This is a genomic window from Phenylobacterium sp. FG114 (assembly GCF_057809855.1).
Window position 1 is genome coordinate 132,702 of record NZ_JBMDKU010000014.1, and the last position, 13,867, is coordinate 146,568.

Below are 13,867 nucleotides of genomic sequence, written 5' to 3' on the forward strand. Positions count from 1 at the left end.
GACTTAGTCCAAGGCGTCGGGCGCCGGGCGCAGGAAGACCAGGCCCGCGAAACTCAGCAGCCCGGCCGCGACGAGGTACAGGCCGACGGGGACCAAGCCGCCGCGGTCCGCCAGCGCCTGGGCGGCGACAGGGGCCAGGCCGCCTCCGATGATCCCGCCTACGTTGAAGGCCATGGAAGCCCCGGTGTAGCGCACCCGCGGCGGAAACAGGCTGGGCAGGAAGGCGCCCAGCGGCCCGTAGACGAAGCCCATCGTGAGCAGCGCCAGGGACAGCCAGGCCCAGATCAGCGGCAGCGAGCCCGCGCCCATCATCGCACCCATGGCCAGCCCGACCACCACCGTTCCGCCGCATCCGGCCAGGAGCACGCGTCGAGGGGTGGCGGCGTCCGACCAGTAGCCCGCGGCGACGATGCCGGCCGCCAGGAACAGGATCGCGCCCAGCTGCACGGCCAGGAAGGTCTCGCGACTGTAGCCCAGCTTCCCGGTCCCGTAGCCCAGGGCGAAGGCGGTCGAGATGTAGAAGAGCGCGAAGCAGGCCACGACGGCGAAGGTGCCGCCGAGCAGCGCGCCGGTGTGTCGCTTCAGCACCTCGGCCATGGGCACATGGCTGGCCTCGGCCTCCGACATCGCCTTCCTGAAGGCGGGAGTCTCACCGATCCTCAGCCGGATCCAGAGGCCCAGGCCCACGAGGATCGCGCTGGCCAGGAACGGCAGCCGCCAGCCCCAGGCCAGGAAGTCGTCGGCCGGCATCGCCACGCCGAGGATCAGGAACAGGCCGTTTGCGGCGATGAAGCCCACCGGGGCGCCGAGTTGCGGAAACATGCCGAAGCGCGCGCGCCATCCGGGTGGTGCGTTCTCGACCGCCAGCAAGGCCGCGCCGCCCCACTCGCCGCCCAGGCCGAACCCCTGACCGAACCGCAACAGGCAGAGCAGCGCGGGCGCGATCCAGCCCGCGACCGCATAGCTGGGCAGGAAGGCGATCAGCAGCGTCGAGCCGCCCATCAGCATCAGCGAGGCCACCAGCGTCGACTTGCGCCCGATACGGTCGCCGAAGTGGCCGAAGAACGCCGCGCCCACCGGCCGGGCGAAGAACGCCACGGCGAAGGTGGCGTAGCTTTGCAGGAGCTGGGCGCTGTCGGACGACTTCGGGAAGAACAGGTGCGGGAACACCAGCGAGGCGGCAGTCGCGTAGATGTAGAAGTCGTAGAACTCGACCGCCGTCCCCACGAGGCTCGCCGCCAGCACGCGGCGGTTCGATGCGCTGCCCGCGCCGGCTTGGGTGGTGGTGGTCAAGCAGAACTCCCCCTCGTTCCGCACGGCTTCGCCCCCAAGCGGTCCGCGGTCAAGCGCCCTGGGCTCGCGTCCGAGGCCAGTGTTGTCCAGGCGGCCCGTTGAGCAAGGGCGCGTTTGCGACTACCTCGGAAGCATGAGCGCCGAGATCGATCCCTTCTACGCCATCTCCGTCAGCGGGCTTGCGCACCGCCTGAAGGCCGAGGGCCGCTCGATCATCCACATGGAGTTCGGCCAGCCGTCCACGGGCGCGCCCAAGGCGGCGATCGAGGCGGCGCACGGCGTGCTCGACCGCGAGGCCATGGGCTATTGGGAGAGCGCGCCGCTCAAGGCCCGCATCTGCCGCCACTACGCCGAGACCTACGGCGTGACGGTGGAGCCCCAGCAGATCACGCTCACCTGCGGCGCCTCGCCGGCGCTGGTGCTGGCGCTGTCGGCCACCTTCAACCCGGGCGACGTGATCGCCATGGCGCGGCCGGGCTACGTGGCCTACCGCAACAACGTCAAAGCGCTGCACATGGTCCCGCTGGAGATCGCCTGTGGGGCCGAGACGCGCTTCCAGCTCACCGCCGAAATGTTGGCGAAGATCGAGCCCGCACCCGCCGGTGTGATCCTGGCGAGCCCCGCGAACCCCACCGGCACCGTGATCCCCGGGCCGGAGCTGGATGCCATCGCCAAGGTCTGCCGCGAGCGGGGCATCCGCATCATCTCGGACGAGATCTACCACGGCCTCAGCTACGCCGAGCCCACGCACTCGATGCTGGAGTACGAGCCCACGACGATCGTCGTGAACAGCTTCTCCAAGTATTTCAGCATGGCCGGCTGGCGGCTGGGCTGGCTGATCGTGCCCAAGGCCGAGGCCTCGCGCGCGGTGGCCTACATGGGCGCGCTGTTCCTGACCGCGCCGTCGCTGGCCCAGCATGCCGGCCTTGTGGCCATGGACTGCCGCGACGAGCTGGAGGGCCACGTCGCCACCTACCGCCGCAACCGCGAGCTCCTGCTGGAAGCGCTGCCGGCCTTGGGCCTGGAGAAGATCGCCCCGCCAGACGGCGCCTTCTACATCTGGGCCGACGTGGGTCAGCTCACCGACGACAGCCTGTCGTTCTGCAAGCAGCTCCTGCAGGACACCGGAGTCGCCACCGCGCCCGGCATCGACTTCGACCCCGTCGAGGGCCGGCATTTCATCCGGATGAGCTTCGCCGTCTCGACCCCCGAGATCGAAGAGGCGATCCGCCGACTGGTCCCCTGGTTCGCCGCCGCACGGGCCCGGGCGGCGGCCTAGGGCTGGCGGTAGACCCGCCCCTCCTTCATCACGAACCGAACGTCCTTCAGCGCGGTGATGTCCTTCGTCGGATCCCCGGCCACCGCGACCAGATCCGCCAACTGTCCCGGCGCGACCCGCCCCAGCTTGTCGTCCAGCTTCAGCAGCCGCGCGTTCACCGCCGTCGCCGCGGTCAGCGCCTCGGCTGGTGTCATCCCGGCCTTCACCATCCAGTCCAGCTCGCGCCAGCTCTGCCCGTGCGCGAAGACGCCGACGTCGCTGCCGGCGCCGACGGTGACGCCCAGCTTCAACGCCAGCTTCACGGTCTCGGCCGCGCGGGCCATGGCGGGCGAGGGCGGTCCCTCCGGCTTGTAGCGCCCACCATACTCCGAGGTCGCCGCGACGGCTTCCAGGGTCGGGATCAGCGCCGTGCCCCTGGCCTTCATGAGCTTCAGCGTCGCCTCGGACGCCTCGTAGCCGTGCTCGATGGTGTCGACCCCCGCGGCGACCGCGCGGCGGATGCCCTCGCCGCCCGCGGCGTGGGCGGCCACCGGCCGGCCCCAGTCGTGGGCGGTCTGGACCAGCACCTCCAGCTCGCGCTGGGTGAAGGCCGGCTTCACCGAACCGTCGGGGCCGATGCGGTAGTCGGCGTAGACCTTGATCCAGTCGGCCCCCAACGCCGCCTGCTCGCGCACGGCGGCCACGATCTCGGCCTCGCCCGAAACCTCCTGGGCGCCCTGCGGCAGGTCCATGTCCGAGCGGAAGCCCTTGCGCGGGCCATAGGCGCCCCTGGCCACGATGGCGCGGGTGGTGACCAGCAGGCGCGGCCCGGCGATGGTCCCGTCGGCGATGGCTTTCTTCAGCGAGACGTCGGCGTCGCCCGCGCCCTCGGTGCCCAGCTCGCGCTCGGTGGTGAAGCCCGACATCAGGGTCCGCTCGGCGTCGCGACCGGCGCGCAGCACCCGGTAGAACGGCGCTTCCTTCAGGACCTGATCGTCCCAGCTCGCCTGGTTGTACGGGTGCAGCAGCAGGTGCGAGTGCATCTCGATCAGGCCGGGGATCAGGGTCGTGCCGGGCAGGGCCATGACCTGGGCGCTCCCCGCGTCGACTTCCGCCCGCGGTCCCACTGCGACGATCTTCTGGCCCTCGACCAGGACGACCCAGTCGGCACGGGGCGCCGCCTGGCCGGCGGTCCATACGGCGTCCGGCTGCAGCAAGATGCGCGGGGCGGCCTGGGCGGCGGCCGGCCCCACCAGCGCCAAGGTCGCGAATATTCCCGAAAGTGCTCTATTCAACCGATTTGACTCCGATAAGCGGAATGATAGGGAGTATTGAAGCGCTGCGGAGGCCCGCTTGTCCGAGGAAATCTACACCGTCGAGCAGTTCGCCGAGCGGCTGAAGCTGCATCCCAAGACCGTGCTCCGATTCATTCGCGAGGGGCGCCTGCGCGCGGTGAAGGTGGGGAAGTCGTACCGGATCCTGCGCAGCGAACTGGAGGCGATGACCGGCGTCGTCCACGCCAAGGGCGTCGCGGCCTCGGCGCGCGTGACCAGCATCGTCGACCTGCCGGACGTCGGCGCCGAGCTGGCGCAGCGACTGGCGCGCCAGGTCCCGGCCGTCCGCATGGCCCAGGAGGCGCAGGCCGATCCCATGAGCCTCGACGTCGCCTACGACCCGGCGCGGCGGCATCTGAAGATCGTGATCGTCGGCTCGATCGAGGACACCGCCGTGATGCTGAAGATGGTCCAGGTGATCGCGGGGGACGGCGAATGATCGTCGAAACCCTGGGCGGCGTCGCGGTCCACGTCTGCGGCGCCGATGGGCCGAAGCTGGACGGCGAGCGCGCCGCCACCGACATCATCGGCGACCTGTTCGGCACGGGCGCGCGGGTCGTGGCGATTCCGGTGACGCGGCTGGGCGATGGATTCCTCACGCTCAGCACGCGGCTGGCGGGCGAAGTGATCCAGAAGTTCGTGAACTATGGCTTCCAGGTCGCCTTCGTCGGCGACATCTCGGCGGCCGTGGCCGCCAGCGACGCGCTGCGCGACTTCGTGCGCGAGTCCAACCGCGGCCGGCATGTCTGGTTCGTGGCCGACATGGGCGAGCTGGAGGCGAAGCTGGGTTGACCTCGGCGGCGTCCGCGTCCTCTTTCTCGCCGTCATCCCAGGAGAAAGCCCATGCAGACCCGCAAGCTCGGACCGTTCGACGTTTCCGCCATCGGCCTGGGTTGCATGAGCCTCAGCCGCGCCTATGGCCCACCGCCCCCGCGGGAACAGGCCGAGGAGGTGCTGCTGGGCGCGCTGGACGCCGGCTACACCTTCTTCGACACTGCGGTGGTCTATGGCCTCGGCCACAACGAGACCCTGGTGGGTGAGGTGCTCAGCCCACACCGCTCAAAGTTCACCCTGGCCTCGAAGTGCGGGATCACCGACGCCACCGGCACGCAGCGCGGCATCGACGGGCGGCCCGAGACCATCAAGGCCCTGTGCGACGTGAGCCTGAAGCGCCTGCAAACCGACGTCATCGACCTGTACTACCTGCACCGCTGGGACAAGAAGGTGCCGATCGAGGAGAGCGTCGGCGCGCTGGCCGACCTAGTGAAGGCGGGCAAGATCCGGACGATCGGCCTCTCGGAGGTGTCGTCCGACACCTTGCGCCGGGCGCACGCCGTCCACCCGATCGCCGCCTTGCAGACCGAGTATTCGCCCTGGACCCGCAACCCCGAGCTGGGCGTGCTGGACACTTGCCGCGAGCTGGGCGTGGCGTTCGTCGCCTTCTCGCCGGTGGGCCGGGGCTTCCTGGCCGGCGGCTCGCCCGACCCGTCGCAGTTCGAGGACGCCGACATCCGCAAGGCGATGCCGCGCTTCCAGGGCGAGGCCTATCAGGCGAACCTGAAGCTACTTGACGCCTTCAAGGCCATCGCCGCCGACGCGGGCTGCACCCCGGCCCAGCTCTGCATGGCGTGGTTGCTGGCCAAGGACGAGATCATCATCCCGATCCCCGGCACCTCGAAGCCGGCGCACATGCGCGAGGATGCGGCTGCCGCCGACGTGGTGCTGTCGCCTGAGATCATCGCCCGGGTTGACGCCACGGTGAATGGCGACACGGTCTCTGGGGCCCGCTACTCGCCGCCGTTGCAGGCTGCGGTGGACACCGAGCGGATGCCGTCCGAAGCCTAGATCCGGCGCTCCAGGCCTTCCCAGAAGGGTTCGCGCAGCTTCCGCTTGAAGATCTTGCCGGAATCCTCGCGCGGCAGCTCGGCGGCCAGGTCGATTCGGCGCGGCATCTTGTAGCCCGCGACGTGGGCGCGGAGGTATTCCTTGACCGCCGCCTCGCTGAGGTCCGCCCCCTCGCTGGGCTGGACCACGGCGTAGACGCCCTCGCCGAACTCCTCGTCCGGGATGCCGAACACCGCGCAGTCGGCGACGCCCGGCATCTTCAGCAGCTCGGCCTCGATCTCGGCGGGATAGATGTTCACCCCGCCCGAGATGATCATGTCCTTGGCCCGGTCGCAGAGGTAGAGGAACCCGTCCTTGTCGAGATAGCCGATGTCGCCCGGCGCAATCAGCCCGGCCTTCTCGCTGTCGCGCCGCTTCTGGTCGTCGCCGTGGTAGGTGAAGTCGGCCATGTTGCGGATGCGGGCCAGCACCTCGCCGATCTCGCCGGCCGGCAGGCTGTTTCCCTCGGCGTCGACCACCCTGACATCGGCCTCGGGCCAAGCCTTGCCCACGGTGCCCGGGTGGCTGAGCCAGTCCTCGGACGTGCAGAAGGTGACGGCCGAGACCTCGGTCGAACCGTAGTATTCGTTGATGACCGGTCCCCACCATTCGATCATCGCCCGCTTGATCGGGGGCGGGCAGGGCGCCGCGGCGTGCACCACGAACTTCAGGGACGAGAGATCGTACTTCGCCTTCACCTCGTCCGGCAGCTTCAGCAGCCGGTGGAACATGATCGGCACCATGTGCAGGTGCGTGACGCCATGCTGCTGGATCAACGCCAGCAGCTCCTCGGGATCGAAGCGAGGCTGCAGGATCACCGTCCCGCCCAGCCGGGCGGCGGTCAGGCCGTAGGCGTTCGGCGCCGAGTGGTACATCGGGCCGGTGACCACGGTGACCATCTCGTCGGGGGCGCCGAAGCCCATGAAGCCGAAGGCGCGGCCGATGACCATGGCGGTGGTCATCGCCTGCTCGGCGCTGGGTGGCGCGCGGCGCACGCCCTTTGGCCGGCCGGTGGTGCCGGACGTGTAGATCACGGTCCCCGGCGCTTCCGCGCCTGAGGGTGGCAGCGGTTCGAAGCCCTCCAGCCAGCTCGACCAGTCGATCATGCCTGGCGGAACCGGCGCGGGATCGATCCCGTAGGCCTCGGCGATCTCGGGCGGGGTCGGCACGACCAGCACCGGCACGCCCGGCGGCAAGGCCTCCCGGATCGGCGGGATCAGGTCGGCGTGGATGACGATCGCCTTGGCGCCTGAGTTCTCGAACAGATAGGCCGCCTCGTCGGGCGTGTAGTGCCAGTTCACCGGGGTCGGGTAGGCGCCCAGCAGGCCCGCCGCCGCGCTGGCCTCGAAGAAGGGCAGGTCGTTGCGCAGGTAGAGTGCGACCAGGTCGCCGGCGCCCAGACCCAGGCTGGCTAGGCCCGCCGCCGCCCGCGCCGCGCGATCCTGCAGGGTATCGAGCGCCAGGCTACGCGCGCCGCTGATCAGCTGTCCCATCACCGCTCCTCCCGACCGCGCCTTGTTTTCCCGCGAGTGTACGCGCGCGGCGCGCCGGAGCCAGCCCCTCCGCCTATAGGGCGTTGACGGGCAGACGGAGGAAGATGTGACCGCCGGGCGAGGGCGGTGGCAGCGCCCCGCCTCGAATGTTCACCTGAAGCGACGGCAGGATCAGGGTCGGCGCCGACAGCGTGGCGTCCCGCGCCCGCCGCATCGCCACGAACTGGTCTTCGGAGACGCCGTCGTGGACGTGAACGTTGTCGGCGCGCTCGTCGGCGACCGTGGTCTCCCACCGGAATTCGCCACGGCCTGGCGGCAGGTAGTCATGGCCTACGAAGATGCGGGTCTCCGCGGGCAGCGAGAGGATCTTGCGGATCGAACGGTAGAGCGTCGCTGCGTCACCGCCGGGAAAGTCGGCGCGCGCGGTGCCGTAGTCCGGCATGAACAGGGTGTCCCCGACAAAGACCGCATCCCCGATCCGATAGGTCACGCAGGCCGGCGTGTGTCCCGGCGTGTGCATGACGCTCACCGTCAGCCCGCCGAGCCCGAACGTTTGGCCGTCGTCGAGCAAAAGGTCGAACACCTGTCCGTCGGGCGAAAGCTCGTCCGCCTCGAAAAGCGGGATGAAGGTCTTCTGCACCTCGCGGATCCGGGCGCCGATCGCCACCCGGGCGGCCGTATTCCGGCGCAGGTAGTCGGCCGCGGAGAGATGGTCGGCGTGTGCGTGGGTCTCGAGCACGTAGGCGAGTTCAAGCTCCTGATCGCGGACCGCCGCCAGCATAGCGTCCGCCGACACGGTCGAGATCCGCGCGGCTTTCGGATCGAAGTCCAGCACGGGGTCTATGATCGCCGCGGCCTTGGTGACGGGATCCGAGACCAGATAGCTGGCGGTCGACGTCGCCGGGTCGAAAAAGGTCTGCACTCGAGCCTGCATGGGAACTCCTTCCGGTCCCTATATATTAGGTATTGCTAAATTAGACAATACGCATATATAGGCCTCATGTTGGATTTCGACGCTGCCCTGTTCGAAGCCAGCGCCAACAAGGCGGCCCGGCTGCTTCGCGCTCTGGCGAACGAGCGCCGCCTGATGATCCTGTGCCAACTCACGAACGGAGAGCTGTCGGTGGGGGAAATCGGTCGCGGGTCGGCCTCTCGCAATCAGCGCTTTCACAGCACCTCAGGGTGCTGCGTGACGAGCAGATCGTCGCGAGCCGCCGTGAGGCCCAGACCGTCCGATACCGGATATCGGACCCCGACGCCGTGAAGGTGGTCGGCACGCTGGCCCAAGTCGCCCGTCCTGGACGCGTGGAGGCGAAGCCATGAGCGCCAAGCCGATGCCCTTGACGTCGGCCGGTTGCACCGTCCGGGCGTCCGTCGCCCCCAGCAGGGGACGCTGAGCCATGGAAGGGTTCTGGCCATATCTACTGGCCGTGTTCAGCGGGGCGGTCGTCGGTCTGCTGCTCAGCGTGTTCGGCGGCGGCGGGTCCGTGCTGGCGACCCCGCTGCTGATCTACCTGGTCGGCGTTCGCGACCCGCATGTCGCCATCGGCACCTCCGCCGCCGCCGTGGCGGCCAACGCCGCCGTGGGGCTTTGGGCCCAGGCCAAGGGCGGGCGGGTGAAGTGGCCGTGCGCCCTGGTGTTCGGCGGCGCGGGACTCGCGGGCTCGCTGGCGGGCGCGCATCTGGCCAAGCAGGTCGATGGCTCGACCCTGCTGATCTGGTTCGCCGCGGCCATGGCGCTGGTCGGGGCGTCGATGCTCTGGCCCCGCAGGAACACCGGGGACCCGGATGTGCGCCTGACGGCCGCCTTCACGCTCAAGCTCGCGCCTCTGGGCGTCCTCACCGGGCTCGCGGCCGGCTTCTTCGGCATCGGCGGCGGCTTCCTGATCGTGCCCGGGCTCATGGCGGCCACCGGCATGACCCTGGCCCATGCCGCGGCCTCGTCGCTGGTCTCGGTGGCTCTCTTTGGCGCCGCCACCAGCGCGAGCTATGCCGTCTCGGGCCTCATCGACTGGGGAGTCTTCGCCGCCCTTGTGGCGGGCGGCGGGGTCGGCGTGTTCCTCGGGGGACCGGTGGCGCGCGCCCTGGCCGGCCGCGCCGACCTGGCGCGTCGCCTCTTCGCCCTGATGGTGATCGCCACGGCCGCCTACGTCGCCCTTAGATCGGCCTGACGCGGCGCCGCCCTAGCGCAGCGGCCGCGGGAATTTAGGCAGGCTGTCGAAGTCCTCCGGCACGTGTTCAAGGATGACGCGCGCCTTGGTGTCCGCCGCGATCTTCTCGACCTTGTCCATGCTCTTCAGCGTCTGGTCGCGGCTGGTGTTGAACCGCGGCACGCGGCGGCCCGCGCGGCTGTCGGCGATGTGCCACATGTCGCCCGTGAGCAGGACGGGGCCGCTTTTCAGCCGAACCAGCAGCACGGTATGGCCGGGCGTGTGGCCCGGTGTCTGGATGATGGTGACCGACGTGTCGCCGAAGACGTCGTAGGTCGCGTCCCCCTCGATCAGCACGGTCTTGGCGTTCTCCAGGGCGGAGTAGGCGGCGAACTGCGCGCCGGCGCTGCGGGCGGCGGGCCGGAAGGCGTGTGCCCGCTCGTCGGCGTCGACGATCCAGGTGGACCCCGCGAACAGGCCGGCATTGCCGATGTGGTCGAAGTGGCTGTGCGAGATCGACAGGTACTCGATGTCGGCCGGCGCCAGGTCGAGCTGCGCCAGCTGGTCGGTCAGCTTCTTCGTCACCACGATCCCGCCGGGGGCGGTGTGGTCCGGCATGTCGTAGATCGCCTGCGGGACACCCGTATCCCAGATCAGGTCGCCCTTGGGATGGCGGATCAGGTAGCAGGGCACGATCATGCTCGCCTTGCGGCCCTTGTAGGACCCGTCGTCGGCATAGCCGTCGGCGTTCTCCATCGTGAGACGACCGCAGTCCATGGCGTAGAGCTCGAGCTGCTTGGGCGGAGCCTTGGCGGCCATGGCGGCGCCGGCGGCGAGCAGGGCGGCGGCCGCGACGGCGGGGCCGAGCAGGCTGAGCTTCATCGGGTTTCCTCGACAGGTTGTTCGTTGGCGGGAGGGTGACCTCGGACCGGCGCGAAGTCACGCCCGCCGATTCCGGTTGACCGAGCGCCACTGTATCGTAATTGTATGATTGTATGCATACACAGGATCAATTGCTGAGCCGCCTGCGGGTCGAGGACACTGGCGTCCCGATCTATGTGCAGCTCCGCGAGCAGTTCCTTCGGGCCATGGGAGCGGGGCTGCTGAAGCCCGGCGACCAGATGCCCACCATGCGCCAGGTGGCGGTCGCGCTTCGGATCGACCTCAACACCGTGCGTCATGCCTACGACGAGCTCGAACGGGCCGGCGCCGTGGCCCTGGTGCGGGGGCGCGGCAGCTTCGTCGCCGAGCCGCCGGCGGCGCTCGAAGGACCCGACCATGACGCCGAGGCCGAGCGGCTTGCCCGCCAGATCCTCGCCACCGCCGCGGCGGCTGGGGTCGACCCCCGGCTGCTCGCTCAGAAGATCACGGCGCTGGCCGCCGCGAAGGAGGAAGTCCGATGATGAACGCCTCTAGCCCGAACCTGCGGATCGACAGCTTCGGCATGCCGAAACTGCGTGTCGCCAATCCGCTCGCCGTGGTGCTTTCGAGCCTCGTGATCACCGGCGGCGCGATCCTCGCGGCCGCGGTCGAGGGCGGCGCCTCCAAGTGGGCGGGCGCCATCCTTATCGTGATCGGCGCGCTGATCCCGCTGACGCTCAAGCTGGCCAACCAGTGGGAGCGGGCGGTGGTCCTGCGCCTGGGCCGCCTGAACAGGATCGCCGGACCGGGCCTCTTCCTGATCATCCCGGTGATCGACCAGGTGGCCTACTGGATCGACCAGCGGATCCAGACCACCGAGTTCAACGCCCAGCAGGCGCTATCCAAGGACACCGTGCCGGTGAATATCGACGCCGTCGTCTTCTGGCAGGTGCACGACACCGAACGGGCGGCGCTGGAGATCCAGGACTATCGACGCGCCATCGCCCAGGTCTCCGAGACCTCGCTGCGCGAGATCGTGGGTTCGTCGATGCTGTCGACCCTGCTGGCCGAACGGGCGAAGGGAGACGAGATCCTGCGCGAGGTGATCGGCCGCAAGACCGCCGATTGGGGCATCTCGGTGATCTCGGTGGAGATCCGCGACATCGGCGTGCCCGCCGGACTGCAGGACGCTATGAGCCGCCAGGCGCAGGCCGAACGCGAGCGGCTGGCGCGGGTGGCCCTGGGCCAAGCCGAACAGGAAGTGGCGATCAAGTTCGTCGAGGCGGCGGAAATCTACGGCCGGTCGCCTGCCGCGCTCCAGCTCCGCGCCATGAACATCATCTACGAGACCACCAAGGAGGGCGGCGCGACGATCCTGCTGCCCACCGCCATGGTCGACGCCATGAATCCGGGCGGCGTGCTGGGGATGACCCAGGCCGCGCTGTCCGCCCAGCAATCCAAGACCTGAGGAGGGGCAGATGGGGGCGATCGTGATGCGCTGGACGGTGGGCCTCGCGGTAGCGGCGCTGGCTATCGGCCTGCTGCTGGCCGATGCGGCCCGGGCGCAGGACGCGGCAGGCGACTGGGTGGGCGTCATGAGCACCCAGAGCACCGGCGATCTCACCCTGGCGCTGCACCTGAAGAAGGGAACGGCCGGCTACGAAGCCACGCTCGACACGGTGGAGCTCGGCTCGAAAGGCGTGCCGATCAAGGTCGTGGCCGCCACGCCCGAAAAACTGGTCCTTGAGGTTCCGTCTGTCCGCGGCCGGTTCGAGGGGGCCTGGGACGCCGCGGCCTCGCAGTGGGCGGGAACCTGGACCACCGGCTCGGGGCAGGGCTATCCGGTCCGCTTCCGCCGTGGAGTTCCGCCTCCGGCCGCGAGCGTCGAGGGGCTGGACGGCGACTGGCAGGGGGCGCTGAACGGCGGGCCGGCCGGCCTGCTCCGTCTCGCAATCCACATCCGCACGGGCGCGGAGGGAACCCAGGCGGCGCTCGACAGCATCGACCAGGGCGTCGACGGCGTCCCAATCATGGTCCGCCGCGCCGGGCGCGAAGTCACCTTCGACATGCGCGCGCTACGGGCGACATTCGTCGCCGACCTGTCCGACGACGGCGCGACCCTGCAAGGCGAGTTCTCGCAGGGCGGGGCGCTGATGCCGCTGGTCATGAAGCGCAGCGGCGACGGCCCGTCCGCGCTCGCCGGTGCGCCGGTGAGTTCGCCGCCGCCCGCGCGCTGGACCGTGCCCGACGCGGCGGCGATCCGGACCGTTCTGGCCCGACGCATAGACGTGGAACGCCGCGGCGTGGGCATGGTCGTCGGCACGGTCTCCCCCAAGGGACGCCAGGTCGTGGCCTACGGGGCCATGGACGCGGAAGGCGCGCCGGTGACGGGGGACACGCTGTTCGAGATCGGGTCGATCACCAAGGTGTTCACCGGCCTGCTGCTCGAAGACATGGCGCTGAAGGGCGAAGTCGCGCTGGACGACCCGGTGTCGAAATACCTGCCGGCCGAGGTCAAGGTTCCGTCGCGCAACGGCAAGGCGATCACCCTGCGCCAGCTCGCCACCCATACGTCGGGCCTGCCGCGCGACTTCACCCATATCAAGGCCAGGCGCCTGGAGGACATCTATGCGGCTGCGGACGAGGCTCAGCTCTACCAGCTGCTGAACACCTACGAACTCCCTCGCGACCCGGGCGCGGAGTGGAGCTACTCGAACCTGGGCGTGGGCCTGCTGGGCGTCGCTTTGAGCCGCCGCGCGGGCGAGGATCTCGACACGCTCATGCGTCAACGGATCACCGGCCCGCTCGGGATGCCGGCCACCACGATGAATGTCGCCTCAATCGCCAGCGCGCGGCTGGCTGTCGGCCACGACGCGGACCTGCGTCCGGTGGAGCCTTTCCCGACAGGACCCGCTGTCGCCGCCGCGGGCGCCATCCGCTCGTCCGTGAACGAGATGCTGAACCTTCTGGAGGCGGAGTTGAACTACCGCCGGACGCCGCTCGCGGCGGCCATGTCCGGTATGCTGACCGAGGACCGGCCGGGCATGGCGGGCATGCGCCAGGCGATCGGCTGGATGGCGCTCGACCTCCCCAGCGGCCGGGTCTTCACGCATTCCGGCGGAACCGTGGGGCAGCGCGCCTTCGCGGCCTTCAATCCGAAGACCCGGCAGGGCGTGGTGGTGCTCTCCAATTCCGAGGGCGTGGCCGGCGCGGACGACATCGGCCTGTTCGTGATCGCCGGCGTGCCGGTGCGACCCCTGCCGCCGGCGCCGCCGCCGCGCGATCCGCGCCAGACCCGGCCGGAACTGACGCTGACGCCAGAGGCGGCCGCGCCCTATCTCGGCCGGTACAGGTTCAGCCGCAGTATCGTGAGCGTGATCGGCTATGATGCGGGTCATCTGACCGTTCAATCCATCGCCGCCGACAAGACGGGGCCGGCCGTGCCCTTGGCCTTCCATGGCGACGGAGCGTTCTCGCTGGCGCTGGGGGACGCCGACTTGGCCTTCCAGCTCGACCCCGATGGCCGGGCCCGCGTGCTGGTGTTCCGTGGCCGCGCGGGCGAGTTCAGGGCCCCGCGGGTCCTGGAGTAGCGCC

Annotated in this window: 13 protein-coding genes and 1 pseudogene; 9 read left to right on the plus strand and 5 right to left on the minus strand. The window is 69.8% G+C overall.

Going from position 1 to position 13,867, the window contains the following annotated elements; genetic code table 11:
- Positions 1 to 3: 3 nt before the first annotated feature.
- Positions 4 to 1,293: an MFS transporter gene (locus ACODSY_RS21225; protein ID WP_488953882.1), complete on the minus strand. Its 1,290-nt coding sequence runs from the start codon at positions 1,291 to 1,293 to the stop codon at positions 4 to 6.
- A 133-nt stretch (positions 1,294 to 1,426) separates the two neighbouring features.
- Between ACODSY_RS21225 and ACODSY_RS21230 the strand changes: the two genes are divergently transcribed.
- Entirely contained in the window at positions 1,427 to 2,572 is a 1,146-nt protein-coding gene (locus tag ACODSY_RS21230; RefSeq protein WP_488953883.1) for a pyridoxal phosphate-dependent aminotransferase, read from the plus strand.
- Here the strand turns inward: ACODSY_RS21230 and ACODSY_RS21235 are convergent.
- Positions 2,569 to 3,804 (minus strand): metal-dependent hydrolase family protein, encoded by a 1,236-nt coding sequence (locus tag ACODSY_RS21235; RefSeq protein ID WP_488953926.1) that lies wholly within the window; start codon positions 3,802 to 3,804, stop codon positions 2,569 to 2,571. The genes ACODSY_RS21230 and ACODSY_RS21235 overlap by 4 nt on opposite strands.
- Positions 3,805 to 3,904: 100 nt before the next feature.
- Between ACODSY_RS21235 and ACODSY_RS21240 the strand changes: the two genes are divergently transcribed.
- The 3 genes from ACODSY_RS21240 to ACODSY_RS21250 are packed head-to-tail and all read left to right on the plus strand — an operon-like array spanning position 3,905 to position 5,730.
- Complete coding sequence (locus ACODSY_RS21240; RefSeq protein WP_488953884.1) at positions 3,905 to 4,324, plus strand: helix-turn-helix domain-containing protein; 420 nt, start codon at positions 3,905 to 3,907, stop codon at positions 4,322 to 4,324.
- Positions 4,321 to 4,677, plus strand: a complete 357-nt coding sequence (locus ACODSY_RS21245) for a DUF4180 domain-containing protein (protein ID WP_488953885.1) — start codon at positions 4,321 to 4,323, stop codon at positions 4,675 to 4,677. Before ACODSY_RS21240 ends, ACODSY_RS21245 begins: the two co-directional genes overlap by 4 nt.
- Positions 4,678 to 4,728: 51 nt before the next feature.
- Positions 4,729 to 5,730 carry an aldo/keto reductase gene (locus tag ACODSY_RS21250; protein ID WP_488953886.1) on the plus strand — a complete coding sequence of 334 codons (1,002 nt, stop codon included), beginning with the start codon at positions 4,729 to 4,731 and terminating at the stop codon, positions 5,728 to 5,730.
- Here the strand turns inward: ACODSY_RS21250 and ACODSY_RS21255 are convergent.
- Together ACODSY_RS21255 and ACODSY_RS21260 are read right to left on the minus strand one after the other, a co-directional pair.
- On the minus strand, positions 5,727 to 7,262 hold the full coding sequence (locus tag ACODSY_RS21255; RefSeq protein ID WP_488953887.1) for an acyl-CoA synthetase: 1,536 nt from the start codon (positions 7,260 to 7,262) through the stop codon (positions 5,727 to 5,729). The two genes, ACODSY_RS21250 and ACODSY_RS21255, sit on opposite strands and share 4 nt — an antisense overlap.
- A gap of 73 nt (positions 7,263 to 7,335) precedes the next feature.
- Positions 7,336 to 8,196, minus strand: a complete 861-nt coding sequence (locus ACODSY_RS21260) for an MBL fold metallo-hydrolase (RefSeq protein ID WP_488953888.1) — start codon at positions 8,194 to 8,196, stop codon at positions 7,336 to 7,338.
- A 66-nt stretch (positions 8,197 to 8,262) separates the two neighbouring features.
- Between ACODSY_RS21260 and ACODSY_RS21265 the strand changes: the two are divergent.
- A pseudogene (locus ACODSY_RS21265) lies at positions 8,263 to 8,585 on the plus strand (ArsR/SmtB family transcription factor).
- A gap of 77 nt (positions 8,586 to 8,662) precedes the next feature.
- Complete coding sequence (locus tag ACODSY_RS21270; RefSeq protein ID WP_488953889.1) at positions 8,663 to 9,433, plus strand: sulfite exporter TauE/SafE family protein; 771 nt, start codon at positions 8,663 to 8,665, stop codon at positions 9,431 to 9,433.
- A 12-nt stretch (positions 9,434 to 9,445) separates the two neighbouring features.
- On the opposite strand, the gene ACODSY_RS21275 is transcribed toward ACODSY_RS21270, so the two are convergent.
- Positions 9,446 to 10,294 (minus strand): N-acyl homoserine lactonase family protein, encoded by an 849-nt coding sequence (locus ACODSY_RS21275; protein WP_488953890.1) that lies wholly within the window; start codon positions 10,292 to 10,294, stop codon positions 9,446 to 9,448.
- 113 nt (positions 10,295 to 10,407) lie between these two features.
- Here ACODSY_RS21275 and ACODSY_RS21280 point away from each other — a divergent pair, with 113 nt between their 5' ends.
- Genes ACODSY_RS21280 through ACODSY_RS21290 form a run of 3 tightly spaced genes read left to right on the plus strand, consistent with a single transcriptional unit; the run spans position 10,408 to position 13,863 of the window.
- The gene (locus ACODSY_RS21280; RefSeq protein ID WP_488953891.1) at positions 10,408 to 10,815 is read left to right on the plus strand and encodes a GntR family transcriptional regulator; all 408 of its coding nucleotides are present in this window, start codon (positions 10,408 to 10,410) and stop codon (positions 10,813 to 10,815) included.
- The gene (locus tag ACODSY_RS21285; RefSeq protein WP_488953892.1) at positions 10,812 to 11,741 is read left to right on the plus strand and encodes a slipin family protein; all 930 of its coding nucleotides are present in this window, start codon (positions 10,812 to 10,814) and stop codon (positions 11,739 to 11,741) included. Before ACODSY_RS21280 ends, ACODSY_RS21285 begins: the two co-directional genes overlap by 4 nt.
- 10 nt (positions 11,742 to 11,751) lie before the next feature.
- A complete protein-coding gene (locus ACODSY_RS21290) occupies positions 11,752 to 13,863 on the plus strand; it encodes a serine hydrolase domain-containing protein (protein WP_488953893.1) in 2,112 nt (703 codons plus the stop codon).
- Positions 13,864 to 13,867: the final 4 nt, after the last annotated feature.